Genomic DNA, 19,722 nt, shown 5'->3' with positions numbered 1-19,722 from the left:
ATGAAAACTCTCATCGCCCTGCTGCTTGCCGCCACGTTCGCACACGCGGAGGAAATGCCCACGCTCATGACGACGCGTGGCAAGCTGCTCGTGGATCAGCAGTTCGCCGAAGCGCTGCCAAAGTTCGACGGCAAGAGCAACGGCTTTGCCAGCGGCTTCAAAGGCTGGCGTCACAATGCAGTCGAACGCGGCGGACGCTGGGAGGTGAAGGACGGCAGCTTCATCGGTCGCGAGAATCCTGCGGTGAATCATCCCGCCACGGCGAGCTACGGATTCGATTTCACGAACGTGGTGATCCAGTGCGAGGTGCGCATGGACGACGTGCCGCTCGAAGGTCGAAAATACCGCTCCGTGAGCGTGCGCACCACCGACACGAAGGACTACGTGTGCAGCGTGATGTTGAACCAGGGCGGCTTTCGTATTCAAAAAGACGACAACGATCACGGCGGCCCCGACAAGGCCGTTCCGTTGGTCGAAGTGAAGACACCGCTCAAGCTCGACGAATGGCACACCGTGCTCTTCGAGATCCTCGGTAATGAAATGTGCGTGACGGTCGATGGCAGGACGCTCACCGGCAGCCATCCGCTCATCACGTCGTCGAAGTGCAGCATCATGTTCGTGGCCGGCGTGCAGAGCCGCGTGCGAAACTTCCGCGTGTGGGAGGCGACGCCGAATCCCGCGTGGAAGGAGAACAAGGCGAAGCTGATCCAGAAGTGATCACTTCAGCAGCTTCGCGCAGTCTGGCGCCACCTTGCGCAGTTCTTCGGCGATGATGCCGGCGATGATCTCCGCACCGTGCGCGTTGAGATGCGTATGATCGGTGGTTTTGGCATCCTTGCCGGGCGGATTGAATTTGTCAGACTCGGTGGGGCCCATTTTGTTGTGCAGATCGACGCTTCGGGTGAACAGATCGATGAGCGGAACTTTCTTCTCCGCAGCCACCTTGGTGGCGGCATCCGCCCACGGTTTCAGTTCGCCGCGAATCTTGCCGTCAATAAAAGTGCGTCGTGTGAGCGAAGTGACGAGGATGGGCTGCGCACCGACGGCCCGCGCTTCGTCGATGAAGCGGCCCAAGTTTTCAGGATAGGTCGTGGCCGGATCGGTTTCGCGTTTTGGGCCTTTGCCGGGCATGTCGTTGTGACCGAACTGGATGAGGACGAAGGCGGGCTTGGAGTCGATGACCTTCTTCCAGTTGCCGGTATCGCGAAAACTCTTCGAGCTCTGACCGCCACCTGCGAAGTTGAGGCATTCGGCGTTGGGCCCGAGCAGCTTCGCAAACGCCGCGCCCCAGCCGGCCTTGTCGGTGACCGTGGAATCTCCGGCGAGGGCGATGCGTGTGCGTGTTTCGTCAGCGAAGCCAAGACTGAGGACAGAGAAGAGCAGGAGAAAACAAAGGCGCATGGCGGTGATCTAACGTTCGACGAGCTGCCATCTCGCACGATGAATCGAGCGCCCCATGCGCAGCCAGTCCTGCTCGAAATCGGTGGAGGGATAGAAGAAGGCGTCGTCAGGCCAGTCGACCCGTTTGAACTGATGTTCGCGCGTGGCGAAACTGGCGAGGGCGTCTTCGAAATAGGGCCGGTCGTCGGTTTTGAGCAGGAACTCGCCGCCTGGAATGAGAATACGGACGAGACCGTCGAGGAACTCGTTTTGATTCACGAGGCGTCGGGTGGCGTGGCCCTTCTTGGGCCATGGGTCGGGGCAGAGCAGATGCAGGCGTGACACACTGGCAGACGGCAGCAGCCAGCCGACGGTGTAGGCGCTTTCGAGCCGCATGATGCGGGCGTTTGGAAGCTGCTGGCGTTCGATCTTGCGCGCGGTTTTGCTGACCCGGCCCAGCATGCGCTCCACGCCCAGGAAGTCGCGTTCCGGAAAATGGGCGGCCATGCCGGTGAGGAAGGTGCCGTCGCCGCAGCCAAGGTCGATCTCGAGCGGGCGGGTGGGATCTGGGAAGATTTCTGCGCGGGTGAGTTCGCGAAAGTGGTCTGGGGGCGTGAAGAGGGCTGGCACTGCGCATGGAGTGCCGATGAATCGCCATTCTGCCAAGCGATGTTTTTCGGCACCTTATGCAAATTCGACGCCTTGAGCGAAAGGGGCGCCTGTTTATGATGTGGAAGAAGTTTTTCCCGACCCGCCATGCCGATCTACGAGTTCTACTGCCCCGACAACAACAAGCTGTACTCTTTCCTCGCCCGCACGCTGGCTTATCGCGACAAGGTGCCGGTTTGTCCTGACGGTGATGGATTGAGAATGGAACGCCGCGTGTCGCCTTTCGCAGTGATCGGCAAAGCCAAGGAGGAAACAGCGGACGATCCCTTTGCAGGCATCGATGAATCGAAGATGGAAAGCTTCATGGCGGACATGGAGCGCGAGATGGGCGGGATGGACGAGGAGAATCCCGACCCGCGTCAACTTGGTCACTTCATGCGCAAGATGACAGACATGATGGGCGACAAGACACCGCCGGAACTGCGCGAGATGGTGCGCCGCCTCGAAGCGGGTGAAGATCCGGAGAAACTGGAGGAGCAGTTTGGCGGAATGGATGAAGGCGAGGCAGGAGATGCGCTCTTCTCCCAGATGCTGAAGCGTGCCAAAGCCGCCCGCAAAGAACCTCTGCGTGACCCGAAGCTCTATGAGATGCGGGATTTTGTGAAGGAGTAAGTCGGCAGAAATTACCGGCTGCTCACCGACACGGCTCCCATCGCAGGCACCATGATTTCGTCTCCCGGCTTGAGAGGCGTGTCCGGACTGAGGCGGTTCATTTCGCGAATGCGGTCCGGTGTGGTGCTGAACTGGGATGCGATGCTTTCGATGTTGTCAGAAAGGTCCACACGATAGGCCAGAATTCCGCGGTGAGAATCTGCCGTGCTTGGGGCTTTGGGTGCGACGGGGGCGGTAGCTTGAGGAGCGGCCGGTGCCGGAGCCATACCGGAGGCAGGCGGTGGCGGCGTGGTGGCTGGCACGCCATAATTGGGCAGGGGAACGGTGTCGGACGACTCCGAAGGAGGTGACTGAGGCTTGGAGGAAGCAACGTTGCTGCCGCTGCGACCGGGTATTTTCAGTTTTTGGCCCACGAAGATTTTGTTCGCGTCCTTGATGCCGTTGGCGCTGGCGAGGGCGGCGGTGGTCATCTTGTGCTTGATGGCGATCGCCTTGAGGCTGTCACCTTTCTTGATCGTGTAATAGCTGGAGGAACTCACGGGAGCGGAGCTGCCTCCGGGCGTGGACGGTGAATAGCTCACCTGCGTGGTCGAAGAACTGAGGCGATGTGGGGAAGGGATCAGCAGCGTCTGGCCGACGTGGACTTCTTCCTCCGTCATGCGGTTCAACTGCTGAATCTCGCCCACGCTCACTCGATGCGTGGATGCGATGCGCCAAAGGGTGTCGCCAGGACGGGCGACATACGTGGTGCGGGCTGCGATGTCGGTTCCGCCGTCGTAGCGGACGCCGCTCTTGCCTCCGCGCTTGATGCTGCTGACGTCGCGTTCGAGTTCGCCCAGGCGCAGGTTTTGCACCTTGTCGCTCTCACGCAGTTTGGACACCTGGCTGCTCAGGTCGCCCGTGGGGCCGTAGACTTTGGGCGGCGGAGGCGGTCCGGCGGTGGACTTTTTTGAAGAAGTGGTCTTTGAGCTGGATTTGCCGGTGGTGGACGGCTTCGTGGTGGGAGCTCGCGTGGAGGTGCCATAGCCAGGAGGTGGCGGCGGGTAAGTGTAGCCGGGAGGAGGAGGATAGGTGGATGGGTAGCCGGGGTAAGTTGCCGGAGCCTGGACTGCGGCGGCGGACTGGCGGGTGGCTTTGGAGGAGGATTGCTTCGGAGCTCCTGACGCCGGGTAGCCGGGTGGTGGCGGAGCCGTGTAGGTGTAGGAAACCTGAGCCGAGAGCGGCAGCGTCATGGCGATCCCCCAATAAAAGATGAGAGAACTCAGCACAAGGGAGGCAGGGCATGGCGTCTTCATATGGCTATTGTAGAAAATTTGATTGTTAATTCAAACAAATATTTTATATAACCGAATATATTTTTGAAATTTCAGCATTTCATCCTCCTGGGCCTGCAAACCTTGGTCGCTTTTTCGGCCTTGGGGGGCAGCGCCTATTCCCTCGTCTGGCTGGAACGGCAGCAGTCGGATCTCCCGATGCCCAACGAGCTGTTCTGGGACGAGACGGCCCCGCTGGTCGTCGTCGATGCAGGGCATGGCGGGCATGATGGCGGAGCGGTGGCCAACGGAGTGATCGAAAAAAACCTCAGTCTCGACATAGCCCGTGGTGTGAAGAGGGAGCTCGAAGCTGCCGGCCTGCGGGTGATCATGACGCGGAGTGGAGACAGTTTCCTCTCGCTTGATGAGCGGGCCGCCCTTGCCGGGAAGCATCAGGCGTCCGCTTTTGTCAGTGTCCATCTCAATACCGAGGGCGAGGGAAGCGAGGCCGAGGGCATCGAGACCTACTTTGCCGAATCCAGACCGTTGTCGGCGCGGCAACGGGTGGTCGAAGGAGCCGACTCGGACCATAACCTCGTAGACAGTGCCGACTTCGCGGAGGCGGTTCAGCGCACGGTCTGCACCGTCGCGCATGCCGGGAATCGCGGGACCAAGGCCCGGGATTACGCGGTCGTGGCCCGGGCTTCATGTCCCGCCGTCCTCGTTGAGTGTGGCTTCCTCACCAATCTCAACGAAGCCGCCCGTTTGAAAAAGGCTGACTACCGTGACCTTCTTGCTGAAGGCATCGCGCGAGGTGTGGTGTTGTTTCTGCAGACACGGTCCGTGCCGGCAAAGTTGATGGCGGGATCGTGAGAATGAAAAACATCCGGGCAAAGAGCTGCTTTCGGGCGTAAATCATCGCCAGATTTTGTCAGTCGCATCCGCCAGCACTCCGTCCACGCTCCGTCGTGCGTTTTACGCGCTGATGCTTCTGGTGCTCGTTTCGGCGGCGGCGTATGCGCTGTTTGCGTCCGTGCACTACCGCTGGAACTGGTCCGGCGTATGGAAATATCGCCAGCAGTTCGGAATCGGCTGGCTCACCACGCTGGGCATTTCGCTCGCCGCCATGCTTATGAGTGTGCTCTTCGGCTTTGTGCTCATGCTGGGCAGACGCGCACGTTGGGAACCGGTGCGGATGTTCAGCGGCGCGGTCGTCGAGATCGTTCGTGGTTCACCGCTGCTGGTTCAGTTGCTCGTCGGCTACTACATCGTCGCCAACGCCCTTCGTATCGACATGCCGCTGCTGGTTGGCCTGCTGCTGCTCGGCGCGTTTCACGCCGCGTATCTCGCGGAGATTTTTCGAGGTGCGGTGGAAAGCATCGGAGCATCGCAGCTTGAGGCCGCGCGTGCCGTCGGATTCGACAGGCAGCAGACCTATCGCTTCGTCATCATTCCTCAGGCGCTTCGTCGTGCATTGCCTGGAACCACCGGCCAGTTGGTTTCGTTGCTCAAAGATTCGTCATTGCTTTCGGTCATCGGCATCGAAGAACTCGTGCAGAAGGTCAAGATCATGAACTCCGCCAGCTACACGGCGCTGGAGGGCTACGTGCCGCTCGCGCTGGCGTATCTCGTGGTTACGCTGCCGCTTTCGCATCTCGCACGTCGTCTCGAAGGGAGGTTCGCGTATGAAACTTGAAACGCATGCCGTGACAAAGCGCTACGGGGCGCATGCGGCGCTGGATGGCGCCTCCTTTGCCACGGGAGACTCCGCGCGGGTGATCGCACTGCTGGGACCTTCGGGCGGTGGAAAGTCCACATTGCTGCGTGTGCTCGGCTGTCTGCTCGTGCCGGATGAAGGTCATGTGAGCATCGATGCTCGCACGCTGCCTCACGATGAAGACGGTGCTCTGACGGAGCGGCGTGGAAACGGTTTTGTGTTTCAGGGATACAACCTCTTTCCTCATCTGACCGCTCTGCAAAACATCACGCTACCGCTGAAGGAAGTTCACGGAATGTCCGAGTCGGAGGCCGCGCAGCGCGCTCTTGAGCTTCTTCATCGCCTCGGTTTGGAGAGCCACGAGCACAAACGCCCCAGTCAGCTTTCGGGCGGCCAGCAGCAGCGTGCTGCCATCGCTCGCGCACTCGCGCCGAAGCCTCGCTTGCTCCTGCTCGACGAGCCCACTTCTGCTCTTGACCCCGTCATGACCGGCGAGGTGCTCGACGTCATTCGCGAGCTCGCCGAAGCCGGCCAGAGCATCATTCTCGCCACGCACGAAATCAGCTTTGCCCGCAAGGTCGCCGACTGGGTGGTCTTTCTCGCCGCAGGCAAGGTTCAGGAGTCGTCATCGGCCGCGCAGTTCTTCACGAAGCCTCAAACCGAGCTCGCGCAGCAGTATCTCGAAGGCCTGTCGAAGTATCGCTGACTTCAGCGGCCCAGGCACACGCTTCGATAAGACGTCGCCATCAAATCGAGGCTGAAATGCTTCTTTACGCTCTCAAGTGACGCCGCGCGCATGCGAGAGCGCAGATGGTCGTCATTCAGCAGCCTCATCAACGCTGCTGCCATTGCTTCCACGTCACGTGGAGCTGTCAGGAATCCGGCTACGCCATCCTCGATCTGCTGCCGTGTTCCGCCCACATCGGTTGCGATCACCGGAAGGCTCGATGCCATCGCTTCGAGGGAAGCGTTTGGGCACCCTGCAGGTTCTGAGATCATCGCAAACACGCTGAGGCTGTCGTGAAATGCTGTGAGGTTACTGGTTTCACCGCACCACTCGACCGGAAGACCGTTCGTGCTTTGCATCAGCGATTTTGCGTAATCATCCTGATCCGCGTCGGGTGCTCCGGCAATGCGCAAGCGTGCCTTCGGTTGCTTTGCATTCACGAGTCGAAAAGCGGCGATCAAATCCTCCAACCGTTTGTGTGGATGAATTCGCGCAGCGGTGCCGATCACCCATTTCGCCTCGGCAGCTTCCGGCTTCGGTTCACGTGGGATTACCCCGTTAGGAATCAGGCTCACGGGGAGCTGAAACACCTGTTCCGCGATTTCGACCTCACTCTCGTGCTTCACGATCACTCCTGCGAGACGCTGTCCATACGATCGGGCGTCCATGAGCGGCAATCCAGGTCTTGGACTGGTGAAATAGCGTTCGAGAGAAGCGAACAGCATTTCTCCCGGGCTCACATCAAAGATGCGTGTGTTATGCAGAGCATCGGCGAGCAGAAGTTTGTATTCAGGAATCACATTCCAGAACAGCACGGTTTCCGGCGGATCGTGGGCGATGCTTTCGAGCAGCGAACGCAACGCACGCATGGCCTCACCGGGTTCCAATGCCATGACCGTTACACCGGCTTCGATCAAAGCGGTTCTGCCTGGAGTGGGATCGTGCGGGCTCTCCTGAAGAACGACGGCGCGCACTTTTTCCCCCGTCTCATGGAGTTTGATGAGGAGGCGTCGGGCGCTGCTTTGGGCGCCGCCGGTGGAAAAGTTGTTCGTCACCAAAAGCAGGCCGCTCTTTGGCTTCGTGGGACGGCAAAGAAGCGATTGCAGCAGCCATGCGTGGCGCTCGGTCATCACGCGAGTGGTGAAATCCGTCGCCAGCGTGCTGTCGTTGCGTTTGCCGGCCATTTTGCGGATGGCGGCGGCAAACTCGGATGGTTTCGCGTCCACGGACACCAGAGTCATCACTCCTGGATGACGTGCAGCGATTTCAGATGCGCCTCCGACATCCGTGGCAATCACGGGAACGCCTGCCGCCAATGCTTCGAGTTGCGCGAGGCTCAATCCTTCATGAGCGCTTGTCGAAACAAACACATCGGCCTGGGCAAGCAACGCGGTGACGTCTTTGACGGCTCCGAGCCATTCCACGCGTTCTTGAAGACCGTGCGCGGCAACTTTCTCATGACAAAGGCGCACTTCCTCCTGCGCATCCGGATGGATGCTTGAGGGCTCGCCGGCGATCTTGAGCTTTGCACCGGGCAATTGAGCGAGAACGTCGATCAGCAGGGGCAGACGTTTCTGCGGACGCGGATTCGCAATGGCGACGAGCGTCAAGGCTCCGGTTTCTTGTTCGTGATTTCGGATGCGTTTCGGAATGTTGATTCCGTTCCAAATCGTCCGTGTCCAATGCTGTGGAAAGCAGCGCTCGATTTCTTGTGTCACCACCTTTGAACAGCCGATCAGCAGTGCAGCTGGCGCTTCGTGCAGCCGTTCGATGGCTTCCGGCCAGCTTTGCTGCTGGTTGTGAAACGTCACCATCAGTGGCAGCGCTGGGTTCAGTTGTGAAAGCGTCTCGCCATCGACGAGATGTGCATGCACCGCGTCCGCACCGACATGGCGTGCCACGCGCGTGATCTCTGTGGCGCGTACGGATGGATCGGGTGGCAGTCGCAGTTGAATGACATCGGCAGGGGCGGGGAACGGTCCTCGCGTCGGCGATCCGAGTGTCAGCAGACGCGAACTGAGACGATGTCGCGGGAGTTCCTGGTGAAGATCCAGCACCAGCCGTTCAGCGCCACCGCGTTGCAGGCTGGTGATGACCTGCAGCAGACGCGGGCGGGTGTCGAATCCGACATCCAGACACGAATGACGGATCACACGCCATCCGCGCTGCAATGCCGTTTCGACGATGTTGTTGAGTGATGCGGCCTCAAGATTGCGCGCGGCGTGCTCGTTCAGCCACAGACTGTGTATCGTGGGGAGTGTGTCTTCATCGCGGAACAGCCCGCCGTTGATCTGCAAAACATCACTCCAATCTTGGAGTGGGCGATTTGATTCGAGCGTCGCTCCGATGAGAACGAGCGGTTCGTCAATCTCCGGGATGAATCCGCCTTCCCTTGGCTTCCAGGAGCCGGATGTGATCCACCAACCGGCGCACATCGAATTCAACGAAGCCACCTGACCCTGTGGAAAGACGCGTTGAGTGCGTTGAAGCAGCCAGGGCGGCTGTTTTTCACCAGTGATGATCCATACGGGACCGTCCATGCTCAGTAGGCGGACGGATAACGCGAAGAACTGCTCGAAGAGCTGAAACTGCGACGATGGAAGTCGTCGTCATCATCCGATCCGTGGGAGATCACGGTGCTCTCTGTACCCGCTGCGCCGCCGGTGGTCTGCACACGCAGGCTCGTGGGCTTTTGGCCGGTGAAGATGAACTGGCCCTGCGGGCCGGGCGTGAACGCGATTTCATCGGCGATCGTTCGTCCCGCCACCATGCATTCGTAGCGAAGCATCGAACCGACAGCTTCGGCGGGCCCGGTGATGTAGAAACCGTCGTTCGTCATGTTGAAGGCAAAACGATGCGCCAGAGGCGGGGGGGTGGATGAGAGCATCGCAGCCGCCTGCGTGCCTGTCATTCCGTGCGAGACCGGAGCCTTGGGTTGGGAACTGACGAAGGAGGACAGCACCCTGCGCAGGATCATGAATCCAATGAACAACGGAATGGCGAGCCGGAACAGCCAGCTGAAGAAACTGCCGCCGCCATGGGTCTCCGGAGGATGAAACTCGACGTGCGAGTTCGTAGGCAGAGGCGGAGGCGCAGGCTGTGGCTTCACCTGCGGAGGCGAAGCCACGGGCCGCTGCGCAACGGAGCAGATGATGCGGAATCCGTTGTCGGCGTTGCGGCTGCGGGCGTCGTTGCGATAGCGTTCGGCGGAGCGGGAGTGCGAGACATCGCTGAGCACGGAACCGCCGCGAAGCACCTGGCGGGGTTTGTCCGAGAGGTTGGGATTGGTCTGCAGCGGATCCGTGGCGGCACCGGACGGGTAGGGGGCATACCAGTCACGGCACCACTGCCAGACAGGACCGTAGAAGTCGTGGAAGCCCCAGGCGTTTGCTTTCTTTTCACCGACGGGATGTGTTTGAGACAAGCCGTTGCCCCGATGCCAGGCGACATCATCGACCGGCTCAGCGTAACGCGCTAGGGAAGTGCCGGCGCGGCAAACGAACTCCCACTGTGCTTCGGTGGGCAGTTCGCAGAGGCGGCCGGACTTGGTGCTGAGCCATTTGCAGAATGCCGCGGCATCGATGGCGGAAACGATGACGACGGGATGATCGTCGGCCTGCTCGAAACCGGGATTGCGCCAGTTGAACTGCTTTTGTTGTACGAGCCGGCCGTCGACAACACCGAAACCGCCCGACTGTCCCACCTCCGCCTCGGTGCGGAAGCGGGTGCTTTCAGCGAAGCGCGCGAACTGGGCCCGTGTGACAGGAAACTTCGCCATGTAAAACGGCTTTGTGATGGTGACGCGGCGCTGCGGTCCTTCATCGGGTTCGCGTCCGGATTCACCGGCGGGAGATCCTTGGGTGAAGCTGCCGGGCTGAACGAGGATCATTTCCATCTGGACGCCTCCGCCGAGATCGAGCTGCAGGGCGGGTGTCTGAGCCTGCGCTGAGGCTAGGGCGAGGAGTGCGAGCAACGTTCTCATGCGTGGAGCGGTAAAGGGTGAGGACTCCCGAATGTGGCGCATGAGAAGGGCGATGCAAATCACCCTCCTCGGAGAAAATTCGTGCGAAGCACGAAGTGGCTCAGTTGTTCACTGCCGAAGTCGTCTCAACAGAGCCCGGAGCAGCTTCCGGCGGTTGGTCTCCGTTTTTCACGACTTCGACAAGACGCTTCACGCCGTCGCGGGCGAATTCGCTCGGCGGATGCATGCGGCGTGCTTTCAGATACCAAGACAGCGCGGAACCGATCTGCCTCTTCTCCTCGTGCTGGCGGCCATGCTCGATGGCGCTGACGAAGTCGCTGGCCTTCACACCGAGATCGGCGCGCAGACGGGTGAGCTCGGGATCGTCGGGGAACTGCAGCGCTTTCTTTTCCACCATCTCCCAGGCCTGGGCAGGACTGCTGCGGGCGGTTTCGGTGGCGCCGTGGATGACCATCTCGACCTCGCCCATGTCGTTGAGCACTTTGCTCAGCTGCACCTGACGCGCAGGATCGTTGATCGACGCGGCGAGAAAGCGTGCTTTGTCGTTGTAGATCTGGCGGTAGTTGCGCTGGCTGACGAGGCGGTCGAAGTCCATGAGCGCCTGTGCCTGGACGTCGGAATTCTGACCGACCATGTTGGAAAGCTCGCGCAGCTTGGGATTGGTGGGCCAGATCTCCGCAGCTGCCTTGATCTCCGAGGCGTAGGCGACCTGATCACCTTTGACGGCGGCGGCACGTGCGGCCTGCAGTCGCATTTCACTGATCGTTCGCGCCGTTTCGATGGCGGCCTGCGGCTTGGCATAATCAAAGTCCTTCGCGGCGGTCCGGAGCCGGACGACAACTTTTTCAGCCTCGCCGAAGTCGCGCATTTCGAGGAAGGAGAGGAGCTGGTTGGAGTCGCGCACGAAATCGAGCACCTTGACCTTTTCGCTCATGGGAAGACGGCGGACTCTTGGGAGATATTCGCCGACACCGAAGGCTTCGAGGAGACGGTTGCTGGCACTGTAGAGATCCCCACGGAGGACGAGTTGTTGGAAAGCAACGAGCGCTTCATCGACGGTGCGGATGGCTTCCAACGAGAGGCCGTCGATCATGCTGACGGTGGGCGGCACACCGAAACTGCTGGCCAGCGCTTTCTGCACGTCACTGTCCTTGTCGAGCTGCAGGACGCTGTCGCCGTCACGGAAAAGATGCGGGTAAAAGCGGCAGGCGATGACGGCATGTTCGAAGCGGCGCTGCAGAAACATCTGGATGATGAGCGCCTGGAACTGCGTCTTGCTGGTGATCTCGGAGAGGCCCATCGCGGTCTCGTTCATCTTCATGCGGGCTTCAATTTCGGCGATGCCTTTGATGTAGCCGGAGGTGCGGCCGACGGCGGCGCTGTTTGTCTGCGCGTTTTGATTGGCCTGCTGCTGTCCCTGGGCGCCTTTGCCACCTGATCCACTTCCCGGCGGCGCCAACTGACTGTTGTTCATGCCCATCTCGGCGTTCCATTCGAGCTGCTTGCGGCGTTTGAGCATCTCCTCGTTGGCCAGCCTGCGTTCGCCCACGCGCTTCTGCGAGGTCCACACATCCCAGATTGCGTTGGCGACTGCGTTGCAAAGGCCGCCGTCGATTTTGGCCGTTCCGGCCTCCGGCAGCAGGGCGTAGGCCTTCATAAGTTCAGGCGCGGGTTTGTGCGTGGGGGCCAGCAGCTCCATGATCTGCGCCATCACATCGCGGTAGGCCTGGTCCTCGGCACTGTTGGCCTCGGGCGTGGTAAGATAGACCTCGAAGCGTGAGCGCATCATGCGGTTGTTGCTGACGTTCCAGAGCTTGCCGTCCCAGGAGACGTTTTCGCTGCCGGGATCGACGGCGGGCAGCAGACCACCGAGCAACTGGCCATCACTTTTTTTCTCACCACCTGAGCCCGACGAGGACGAGCCTGTGGATGGCGGAGGTGCGGCCGTTCCGCCCGAAGATCCGGGGAGCACCTGAGCGGACGCGGATGACAATCCGGCGAGAACGAGGACGAGGAGGAGCCGCTTCATGGTGGAGAGGAATTACGATTTGATGAGTTCGAGCACTTTGAGCACGCCCGTTTCCAACACGAGCACTTTGAGGATGTAACGTTGCCCGCGCTGAATATTGGAGCCCTTGTAGTCCGGCGGCACCCACACGGGGACAAAGGTGTTTCCCGAGCCGTCGCTGAGCTGCACGCTGAAAAGACGGCCGTCTGCGCTGCGCCAGTTGTCCAGCCGGTCGTCAACGATGCCTTCGACCTTGTATTCGTTCCCGCTCAGGGCCGTGGCGTTTTCCATGAACTCGTTGGCGCTGAGTTCGGTGACGCCGGTCATCGGATCCGTGGTTCGGTTCATCAAGGTGTAGCCACCGCCGCCGATGACGGCGATGATGGCGATCAGGCCCAGCCAGTGGGCGGGGCGGACTCCGGATTGGGCACGGCGTGGCATTGGCTGATCAGTGGGATTGAGGATGAGACTGTGGCAGGAAGCTAAAAATCGACGACAATCGCTGGCTGTCCAACTTAAGATGGCCCGGCCCGCTGATCATGCATGACTCTGACAGAACTAATATCCGCACTTATCTCGATTCGTTTCAGGGAATCGGCTGCCGCAGGGGATGCATGATCCATCTGGCCCTGCTGGGGTTCCTGTGTCTGGCGGCATTGATATGGGCGGTCAAAAATCGCGCCTGGGAGTTGAGTGTGACCGTGGAATTGCCCGCTCAAAAAGCAGAGCAGGAACCGCCCCCCGAAGTCCCGCCTGAGTGAGCTGACGGGAGTTGTTTCCGAAGGCACACGCTACTTTCGAGGCTCGGTCTCTTCGTCGATGTCGAAAAACTTTCCCGCAATGCCCCAGGCAAGGTCGGTGCGGGGAAGGATGCCGTCGCCGCCGATGAAGTAGCGGCTGAAGAGGAAGTAGTTGTCGCGTTGCACGCCGCTGCCGGTGCCTGCAGAAAAGATGGCGGCGACCTTCAGGCTCAGCGAGCCGGCGATGCCGTACTTTTCCTGCATGTGGGCACGGAACTCGGCCTCGTTGGGATTGGTGAGGGCGAGAACGACGAGCAGCGCGACGAGGAGGAACAGGATGAGTCTCATGACGTGGGCTTGGTTGGAGTGGTGGTTGACGGGCTTGCTGGGGGAGCTGTGTCTGCACCGGCGCGTTTCCATTGAAACGAGCCGGGCGAGGCGCCGGGCACCTCGATCCATTCGCCGGTGCCTGCCTGCTGAGTGCGGAGGCGCCACTGCTCCGCTTCGATCTCATGCAGAGGGCGGTTTGTCTCCTTCGCCTTCCGCCTCATCAGCAGCATGCGGTCCTCGTTTTCGTCAGCGACGGTCTTTTTCATCTGCGGCCCCCACTCGCCTGCGGGCACCTCGCGGACGAGCAGCAGGCCGCGGTGATCCTCTCCCACGAGCTGGTTGTTTTTCAGCGTCTGAATCTCACCCATGCGGTTGCGCATGCGTTCCGTGGCCTCGCCGGCGCCTTTCGTGGCCTCCTTGTCCAGCGGCTCGTCGCCGCGATATTGATAAACATCGAGACGCATGTTGAGGTTCACCTCCAGCGGCTTGGGCGTCGTGATGGGAATCTCGGGCAGCTGCTTGCAGGCGCCCAGGCCGAGCGTCCCAAGCGCCAGCGCGAGCCGGTTGAAATCACTCCACTGCATCAGCGGTTTCGGGTTTGCGTGGGTCCTCTTTCCATCGGTGGTCATAGACATTCACGTCGATCTTGCGCGCGCCAGACGGACCTGTGAACCGCAGGTGACCGCGGCCCTCACGTCCGTAGAAGCGTACTTTGCCATCGATGTCCTCATACTCGAAGTCGCGCAGCGTTTCCAGTCCGATGCGAGTGATTTGATCCGCGATGTCACCCTTCATCACCGGTGGCAGGTCGTCGATCAGGTCGTTGAGCGCCTGAATGCTGAATTTCCCGCGCGAGCGGCTGTTGAACTCCGCATCCGCCTGATAGAGCTCGGTGATGTTGCCCGTGGCGACGACTTTTCCTGATGTGGCGCCGTCGAGCAGGAAGTAGTTCGGAAACAGCGCCTTCGTCACCGGACCCAGGTTGACGTCTGCGCCCGACACCCAGCCGTCCCAGGTGTAGGCTTCGTCCAGATAGATGTCGAAGGCTCCGTTCACGTAGCCCTTGTAGGCCTCGCCTCCGAACGTGCCATAGATGCCGTGTACGTCGTAGGTCACGCTCAGATGACCGTTCTCGAGATGCAGGTCCTTCCACCGCAGTTGCTCGACGGTGAAGGTTTCAGTCAGGTTGTTGCTGCGGTCTTTCAGGGGAAGATTGAACAGCACCTGGCCCTTCATGCCGCGGAATTCCAGCTTCTTGTCTTCCAGCGTGTAGGTGTCCGTGGGTATCTCAAACACCGCGTCGAGCTGCCCGCTTTCCAGCTTGGAGGTGAAGCTGAAGGGGAACGGTTTGCTGAAGCCTTTCAGCGGCACGCCTTTCGGGGCGAGCAACAGTCGGCCGTCCGTGACCGCCAGAATGTTCACATGCCAGGCCGGAGCCACGGGCTCGGGTGGTTTGGGCGGACCGAAGGTGGGATCCTGCTTCGGCGCCTCCCCTTTCATCGACTTCCGGATGTTCTCCACATACCAGAACAAATCCTCGCCTACGTAGAGCAGGGGAGAGACGATCTCCACGCGCTCGATGTGGCGGTGCAGCAGGCCGTCCAGAGTGTAGTTCACGTGAATCACATCCATCTCCGCCACGGTGCGCAGCGGTTCATAGGGCGAGGGAATGCGCAACCGCGTGAGCATGATGCGCTGCGGTTCCACATTCTCCGCCAGACCATCGAGATCGAGCGGGGTTTCATTGGCGGCAAAGTTTACGTCAAAACGCACCGGCGGCAGTCCCGGCGCGATGCTCATCAGCGTCACACCCAGCTTTTCCACGTCGATTCTTCCCGCCGTCCAGCGTGCTGAGGCCGCCTCCACTTTTTGCTCCACGACTTCCGCCTTTCCGCTGAACAACGTCGTCAGTGCCTCGCCCACCTCCACCTGGCCGCCGTCGAGTTTGAGAGACTCCAGTCGCTGCTTACGCCACATCTCGGGCAGTGATGCCACTGCTTCCACATTCTCGATGCTCAGCACCGGCAGGTTCGCCCGCTTGGGAATGCGCACCTGGGTGTTTGTGATGCGCAGGCGCTGCTTGGCCTGCTCGGTCATCACATCAAAATGGATCGAGGTCTCCATCCGCTCCGCCAGCATCATAGCCAGCTCCACGGAGCCGTCCTTGAGTGTCAGCGTGGCGAATTGAAGCTGCTTCCACCACGGAGCCGAAGGTTCGAGCGGCTTCGCCACAGGCTCGGCCTGGATTTTGTCGAACCACGGCCCGTTCTCCGGCGTGAATTCAAACTGCGGCTCCGCCATCGCCAGCGACTCGACCTGCCGGAGTTCACGCAGCTTGTCCGGCACCAGCTCTAGCGCGGCGGATTTCATCTGCACAAACGGGCGTGTCTCCGGGCTGGTGTTTCCGCGCGCCCAGCGCAGGGACAGGTTCGCCAGGGACAACGTTTGCTTCACTGCGGACTGCAGCCCGTCCTGCGACAGTTCCAACGCCTCGAGTCTGGTGCTCCAGGCCACTTCGCCTGCCACAGGACATAACTCCGTGGGCGACAACTTCACCGTCCCATCCTTCAATTCGAAGGCATCAATCTTCATCTTCCATGCCGACGCCTGCTTTGATTCGCTCTTTGGCAGCAGTGCCGCCTCCAGCTCGCGCGTCCATTCGATCACCGGCTTCAGCATCAGCCCTCGCTCCACATGCCAGAGGCCGTTCAGATCCTGCGACACCTTCACGTCCGCCACATCGGCATCCACCCGTCCCGCGGCGTTCAGCGGCTGTAGATGCAGTTTCTTCAATCGCACCTCATGCGTGCCGCCGGCGGTCAGGCCCGCGCTCGAAAGTCCCATGTTTTTGCCTTTCCATTCCAGTTCGACGCCTCCGCTCAACGGCGGCAGTTTTGCGCTCAGCGCCGGGCTGAACTCCTTGAGCCAGGCGAGATCGATCCTGCCGCCGCTCAGGGACACCTGTTTGATCTCCAGCTTGTCCCCGAGCATCACGGATTCGAGATGCACGCTGTCAAACACCGGCTTCCCATGCCACTCGGCATGCTGCAGGTCAGTGACAATCGTTTGAAACGAGGGCGATTGAATGCCGCCGATCTCCAGCGCCTCCACCTTCTGCGTCACCATCACGCTGAACACCGGCTGCCACGCCGCATCGCGCAGCACAAACTTCGTCGGTGCCAGATCCACCAGATCCAGATGCCAGCGACGTGAAGCGGCGGCCGGTGCACCGGCAGGTTGCGGCGCGGAGGGTTCAAACCATGACAGCGGCACGTCCACCGTGGCGCCGTTCACCTTGAAGCCGCCGAGGTTGCCGGAACTCAGATGGCTCCATTGCGGGCGCCATTCCAGATGATCGGCGGACGCGATGTTCTGCGCACCGGAGGCGTGCGAGCTGGTCACCTTGCCGACATGCAGCGCGCCGTCCTTCCACTCCAGCGTGGCGATCTTCACCTGCACATCCCCGCCGAAGCGCCGCAGGGCCGCATTCACGAGCAGCACCCGCTCCCGCCACGCCCACCAGCCCAGTGCCGTTGCTAGGATGACGCCGATCAGACCGAGACGCCACATCCAGCGCCACCAGCGGCGGAGTTTGGATGTCGGGACGGCAGTTTTCACGCCCGCATCGTACCATGAAGCCGCCGGGATGCGATGATCTCCTTTGTGGAGATCCTGCCATCGGATGAGCGCCTCTTGCTCACACGACGTGGGGGACTAAACTCTGCTTCCATGCGCACGCTGCCCGCCATCCTCTGTCTGCTGACGGCCACGTGTCTGCACGCGCACTCGCTGCATCAGTCCACCGCCGAGGCGGAATACAATGCGGAGACGAAGAAGCTCGAAGTCAGCCTCACCGTCTTCATCAACGACCTCGAAACCGCCGTCATCCGCCAGAGCGAGCGCGAGATGCGTCTCGACAAAACGCCCGCCGCTCAGTTCGACGCGCAGATCCGTGCCTATCTCGCCAAAACCTTCGTCGTGACCGATGCCGCGGGCCAAGCGGCCAAGATCGGGTGGGTGGGACGCCAACTCGACGAGGAAACGCGGAAGAGCGGTGATCCGACGGTGACGTTGTTCTTTGAGATTGCGCTACCGGATGGTTTGGCGGATGCCAAGCTGCGGCACGCGGTGTTTTGCGAGATGTTCAAGGATCAGGTGAATCTCGTCGCTCTTCAGGGACAATCTGACAAAGTTGGACTGCGGTTTGTGCCAACTAAGTTGGAGCAATCGCTGAATTCCACGAGGTGAAGCCCGCCAAAACCTCAGCTTCGATTCGGGTCTGGCAGCAGCCAAATGCCGATTGCCATTGGCAGAAACAGAGTGGCGAGGACGAGGTAGCCGAACGTCCCTCCAAGAAACCACATGGCTTCTTTGGGACGAGTTGCATACCAGCGAATGTTTTTGACCTCTTTGCCTCGCAGTTCTGCTTCAAGCCCGGCACGCTCAGCTTTTTGTTCTTCGGTCAGGGGTGGCTTCAGACGGTTTTCGTTTCGTTGGCGGAAGTAGTCACGCAGTACCAAAAATGTTTGAGCAGCCCAAAAAATGAACAGCCAGATGATCGTGTTGTGGATACATTCCTTCATACGCTCGTTTGCACATGGGCAAATGTATCAAGAAACCGAGGAGACAATCACCCAAAGAACGGTGCGAGCACGTTGCGCGCGACTTTGATGGCTTTCATGCGGCCTTCGAGGGTTTTGCCGAAGGTGTCGTCCTCGACTTCGATGCAGAGCGGTCCGTCGTAGCCGATGCGCATGAGCTCGGCCATGAAGGCGGGCCAGTTGAGGTCGCCGTAGCCGGGAATGCGCGGCTGGTGCCAGCGCAGCGGGAAGTCGAAGCGGCCGACTTCATTGAGGGCTTTGCGGTCGATTTGAACATCCTTGGCGTGGAGGTGGAAGAGCTTCGATTTGAATTCGGCCAGCGGGCTGAGCGGGTCCATGTCTTGCAGGATGAAGTGCGACGGGTCGTAGTTGAGGCCGAAGTTCGGAGAGTCGATGTCGCAGAACGCACGACGCCAGATGGCGGGCGTGGTGAGAAGGTTTTTGCCGCCTGGCCATTCGTCGCGCGTGAAGGACATGGGGCAGTTTTCGATGGCGATCCTCACGCCGTGATCCTCGGCGTATTGGATGATGGGTTTCCAGATCTTGAGGAAGCGTGGCCAGTTTTCGTCAACGGTCTTGGACCAGTCGCGACCGACGAAACCGGTGACGAGGTCCAGGCCGAACTTCGGCGCGGCGGCGATGACTTTCTTGAAGTGCGAAACGGCGAAGCGTGAGACTTCGGGATTCGGATCGAGCATGTTCGGGTAGTAGCCGAGCGCGCTGATGCTGACGCCCTGATCCTGACATTGCGCGAGGATGTTCTCGGCCTTCGTCTTGGTCATGCCGATGACGTCGATGTGTGTGACGCCGGCGTATTTGCGCTCCGCCTTGCCGACGGGCCAGCACATGACCTCGATGGTGGAGAATCCTTCGTGCCGGGCGAACTGGAGCACGTTGGCGAATTCGAGTTCGGGGAGGATGGCGGTGACGAAGCCGAGTTTCATGGCGCGGGTGGTTGGAAGAGCGGTGTGCGGGCACAAAAAAGGGCGGGATTTTGAGTCCCGCCCTTTTGAGATGTGAAGAATTACTTGTCGTCCGATGGAAGCGCTTTCTTCCCTTCGAGCACCTTGTCCACGAGGCCGTATTCGGCGGCCTGGGCGGCGGACATGTAGTTGTCGCGGTCGGCATCGCGCTCGATCTGCTCGACGGACTTGCCGGTGTGATGGGCGAGGATGCGGTTGAGGCGCTTCTTGAGGTTGAACATGTATTCGACCGTACGCTCGACGTCGGAAGCGGTGCCTCGGGCACCACCGGAGACCTGATGGATCATGATGTCGGAGTTCGGCAGGGCGTAGCGCTTGCCTTTGGTGCCGGCGGCGAGAAGCACCGCGCCCATCGAGGCGACGAGTCCAATGCTGTAGGTGCAGACATCGCAGGTGAGGAACTGCATCGTGTCATAGATCGCGAGACCGGCCGTGACGCTGCCACCGGGGCTGTTGACGTAGATGTTGATGTCCTTTTTCGGGTCCTGCATTTGCAGGAACAGAAGCTGGGCGATGATGATGGAGGCCATCGTGTCATTCACTTCGCCTCCGAGGAAGATGATTCGGTCCTTCAGCAGGCGGGAATAGATGTCATACGCGCGCTCGCCGCGGCCTTCGCTTTCGATCACAGTTGGAACCATGTAGCTGGCGTGTGGGGCGATGATGGAGGGGAAATCGGAGTTCTGGCTGGGGGTCATGGTGGGAATGAAGGGGTGGCAG

The 19,722-nt window shown here is 60.5% G+C and carries 20 protein-coding genes; 7 read left to right on the top strand and 13 right to left on the bottom strand.

The genetic code is table 11. The features are described from left to right. Positions 1-717 carry a hypothetical protein gene (locus KDL09_RS11320; RefSeq protein ID WP_294384832.1) on the top strand — a complete coding sequence of 239 codons (717 nt, stop codon included), beginning with the start codon at positions 1-3 and terminating at the stop codon, positions 715-717. Here the strand turns inward: KDL09_RS11320 and KDL09_RS11315 are convergent, their stop codons facing one another. Together KDL09_RS11315 and trmB are read right to left on the bottom strand one after the other, a co-directional pair. After that, a complete protein-coding gene (locus KDL09_RS11315) occupies positions 718-1,401 on the bottom strand; it encodes a rhamnogalacturonan acetylesterase (protein WP_294384830.1) in 684 nt (227 codons plus the stop codon). A gap of 9 nt (positions 1,402-1,410) precedes the next feature. Next, a complete protein-coding gene (gene trmB / locus KDL09_RS11310; RefSeq protein WP_294384828.1) occupies positions 1,411-2,010 on the bottom strand; it encodes a tRNA (guanosine(46)-N7)-methyltransferase TrmB in 600 nt (199 codons plus the stop codon). Positions 2,011-2,136: 126 nt separating this feature from the next. Here trmB and KDL09_RS11305 point away from each other — a divergent pair, with 126 nt between their 5' ends. Next, complete coding sequence (locus KDL09_RS11305; protein ID WP_294384827.1) at positions 2,137-2,661, top strand: cytochrome C; 525 nt, start codon at positions 2,137-2,139, stop codon at positions 2,659-2,661. Positions 2,662-2,672: 11 nt separating this feature from the next. Here KDL09_RS11305 and KDL09_RS11300 read toward each other — a convergent pair whose 3' ends face one another. Then, on the bottom strand, positions 2,673-3,893 hold the full coding sequence (locus KDL09_RS11300; RefSeq protein WP_294384826.1) for a LysM peptidoglycan-binding domain-containing protein: 1,221 nt from the start codon (positions 3,891-3,893) through the stop codon (positions 2,673-2,675). 126 nt (positions 3,894-4,019) lie between these two features. On the opposite strand from KDL09_RS11300, the gene KDL09_RS11295 reads away from it, so the two are divergent. From KDL09_RS11295 to KDL09_RS11285, 3 genes are read left to right on the top strand one after another with little or no spacing between them, the layout of a single operon-like run. After that, complete coding sequence (locus tag KDL09_RS11295) at positions 4,020-4,787, top strand: N-acetylmuramoyl-L-alanine amidase (RefSeq protein WP_294384825.1); 768 nt, start codon at positions 4,020-4,022, stop codon at positions 4,785-4,787. Between the two features lie 55 nt (positions 4,788-4,842). Then, on the top strand, positions 4,843-5,610 hold the full coding sequence (locus tag KDL09_RS11290; protein ID WP_294384824.1) for an amino acid ABC transporter permease: 768 nt from the start codon (positions 4,843-4,845) through the stop codon (positions 5,608-5,610). Next, positions 5,600-6,337 carry an amino acid ABC transporter ATP-binding protein gene (locus tag KDL09_RS11285; RefSeq protein ID WP_294384823.1) on the top strand — a complete coding sequence of 246 codons (738 nt, stop codon included), beginning with the start codon at positions 5,600-5,602 and terminating at the stop codon, positions 6,335-6,337. Before KDL09_RS11290 ends, KDL09_RS11285 begins: the two co-directional genes overlap by 11 nt. Positions 6,338-6,339: 2 nt before the next feature. Here the strand turns inward: KDL09_RS11285 and KDL09_RS11280 are convergent, their stop codons facing one another. From KDL09_RS11280 to KDL09_RS11265, 4 genes are all read right to left on the bottom strand, one after another. Then, entirely contained in the window at positions 6,340-8,898 is a 2,559-nt protein-coding gene (locus KDL09_RS11280) for a glycosyltransferase family 4 protein (RefSeq protein ID WP_294384821.1), read from the bottom strand. A 2-nt stretch (positions 8,899-8,900) separates the two neighbouring features. Continuing rightward, a complete protein-coding gene (locus tag KDL09_RS11275) occupies positions 8,901-10,340 on the bottom strand; it encodes an SUMF1/EgtB/PvdO family nonheme iron enzyme (RefSeq protein WP_294384819.1) in 1,440 nt (479 codons plus the stop codon). Between the two features lie 100 nt (positions 10,341-10,440). Beyond that, positions 10,441-12,369, bottom strand: a complete 1,929-nt coding sequence (locus KDL09_RS11270) for a hypothetical protein (RefSeq protein WP_294384818.1) — start codon at positions 12,367-12,369, stop codon at positions 10,441-10,443. A 12-nt stretch (positions 12,370-12,381) separates the two neighbouring features. Then, entirely contained in the window at positions 12,382-12,789 is a 408-nt protein-coding gene (locus tag KDL09_RS11265; protein ID WP_294384817.1) for a hypothetical protein, read from the bottom strand. 98 nt (positions 12,790-12,887) lie between these two features. On the opposite strand from KDL09_RS11265, the gene KDL09_RS11260 reads away from it, so the two are divergent. Next, positions 12,888-13,109, top strand: coding sequence for a hypothetical protein (locus tag KDL09_RS11260; RefSeq protein ID WP_294384815.1), 222 nt, complete (start codon positions 12,888-12,890; stop codon positions 13,107-13,109). A gap of 30 nt (positions 13,110-13,139) precedes the next feature. Here the strand turns inward: KDL09_RS11260 and KDL09_RS11255 are convergent, their stop codons facing one another. The 3 genes from KDL09_RS11255 to KDL09_RS11245 are packed head-to-tail and all read right to left on the bottom strand — an operon-like array spanning position 13,140 to position 17,036. Then, positions 13,140-13,436, bottom strand: a complete 297-nt coding sequence (locus tag KDL09_RS11255; protein WP_294384813.1) for a hypothetical protein — start codon at positions 13,434-13,436, stop codon at positions 13,140-13,142. After that, entirely contained in the window at positions 13,433-14,002 is a 570-nt protein-coding gene (locus tag KDL09_RS11250) for a DUF1318 domain-containing protein (RefSeq protein ID WP_294384811.1), read from the bottom strand. The genes KDL09_RS11255 and KDL09_RS11250 overlap by 4 nt, the downstream gene beginning before the upstream one ends. Next, positions 13,989-17,036: a hypothetical protein gene (locus KDL09_RS11245; protein ID WP_294384809.1), complete on the bottom strand. Its 3,048-nt coding sequence runs from the start codon at positions 17,034-17,036 to the stop codon at positions 13,989-13,991. The genes KDL09_RS11250 and KDL09_RS11245 overlap by 14 nt, the downstream gene beginning before the upstream one ends. A gap of 111 nt (positions 17,037-17,147) precedes the next feature. Between KDL09_RS11245 and KDL09_RS11240 the strand changes: the two genes are divergently transcribed. Further along, entirely contained in the window at positions 17,148-17,666 is a 519-nt protein-coding gene (locus KDL09_RS11240) for a DUF6702 family protein (protein ID WP_294384807.1), read from the top strand. A 14-nt stretch (positions 17,667-17,680) separates the two neighbouring features. Here KDL09_RS11240 and KDL09_RS11235 read toward each other — a convergent pair whose 3' ends face one another. The 3 genes from KDL09_RS11235 to KDL09_RS11225 form a co-directional block, all read right to left on the bottom strand. Next, positions 17,681-18,001 (bottom strand): hypothetical protein, encoded by a 321-nt coding sequence (locus tag KDL09_RS11235; protein ID WP_294384805.1) that lies wholly within the window; start codon positions 17,999-18,001, stop codon positions 17,681-17,683. Positions 18,002-18,048: 47 nt separating this feature from the next. Further along, positions 18,049-18,963, bottom strand: coding sequence for a sugar phosphate isomerase/epimerase family protein (locus KDL09_RS11230; RefSeq protein WP_294384804.1), 915 nt, complete (start codon positions 18,961-18,963; stop codon positions 18,049-18,051). Positions 18,964-19,043: 80 nt separating this feature from the next. Then, positions 19,044-19,700 (bottom strand): ATP-dependent Clp protease proteolytic subunit, encoded by a 657-nt coding sequence (locus KDL09_RS11225; RefSeq protein WP_294384803.1) that lies wholly within the window; start codon positions 19,698-19,700, stop codon positions 19,044-19,046. Between the last annotated feature and the right edge of the window lie 22 nt (positions 19,701-19,722).

Source organism: Prosthecobacter sp. (assembly GCF_020439865.1).
Lineage (GTDB): Bacteria > Verrucomicrobiota > Verrucomicrobiia > Verrucomicrobiales > Verrucomicrobiaceae > Prosthecobacter.
The sequence above is the reverse complement of the archived record's forward strand: the minus strand, read 5'-3'. Positions and strand labels throughout refer to the sequence as shown.

Bases quoted from the DNA above. Each gene is read 5' to 3' on its own strand.
- KDL09_RS11320 (WP_294384832.1), top strand. From the start codon at position 1: ATGAAAACTCTCATCGCCCTGCTGCTTGCCGCCACGTTCGCACACGCG.
- KDL09_RS11315 (WP_294384830.1), bottom strand. From the start codon at position 1,401: ATGCGCCTTTGTTTTCTCCTGCTCTTCTCTGTCCTCAGTCTTGGCTTC.
- KDL09_RS11305 (WP_294384827.1), top strand. From the start codon at position 2,137: ATGCCGATCTACGAGTTCTACTGCCCCGACAACAACAAGCTGTACTCT.
- KDL09_RS11300 (WP_294384826.1), bottom strand. From the start codon at position 3,893: ATGACGCTGCCGCTCTCGGCTCAGGTTTCCTACACCTACACGGCTCCG.
- KDL09_RS11285 (WP_294384823.1), top strand. From the start codon at position 5,600: ATGAAACTTGAAACGCATGCCGTGACAAAGCGCTACGGGGCGCATGCG.
- KDL09_RS11280 (WP_294384821.1), bottom strand. From the start codon at position 8,898: ATGGACGGTCCCGTATGGATCATCACTGGTGAAAAACAGCCGCCCTGG.
- KDL09_RS11275 (WP_294384819.1), bottom strand. From the start codon at position 10,340: ATGAGAACGTTGCTCGCACTCCTCGCCCTAGCCTCAGCGCAGGCTCAG.
- KDL09_RS11270 (WP_294384818.1), bottom strand. From the start codon at position 12,369: ATGAAGCGGCTCCTCCTCGTCCTCGTTCTCGCCGGATTGTCATCCGCG.
- KDL09_RS11265 (WP_294384817.1), bottom strand. From the start codon at position 12,789: ATGCCACGCCGTGCCCAATCCGGAGTCCGCCCCGCCCACTGGCTGGGC.
- KDL09_RS11260 (WP_294384815.1), top strand. From the start codon at position 12,888: ATGCATGACTCTGACAGAACTAATATCCGCACTTATCTCGATTCGTTT.
- KDL09_RS11255 (WP_294384813.1), bottom strand. From the start codon at position 13,436: ATGAGACTCATCCTGTTCCTCCTCGTCGCGCTGCTCGTCGTTCTCGCC.
- KDL09_RS11250 (WP_294384811.1), bottom strand. From the start codon at position 14,002: ATGCAGTGGAGTGATTTCAACCGGCTCGCGCTGGCGCTTGGGACGCTC.
- KDL09_RS11240 (WP_294384807.1), top strand. From the start codon at position 17,148: ATGCGCACGCTGCCCGCCATCCTCTGTCTGCTGACGGCCACGTGTCTG.
- KDL09_RS11235 (WP_294384805.1), bottom strand. From the start codon at position 18,001: ATGAAGGAATGTATCCACAACACGATCATCTGGCTGTTCATTTTTTGG.
- KDL09_RS11230 (WP_294384804.1), bottom strand. From the start codon at position 18,963: ATGAAACTCGGCTTCGTCACCGCCATCCTCCCCGAACTCGAATTCGCC.
- KDL09_RS11225 (WP_294384803.1), bottom strand. From the start codon at position 19,700: ATGACCCCCAGCCAGAACTCCGATTTCCCCTCCATCATCGCCCCACAC.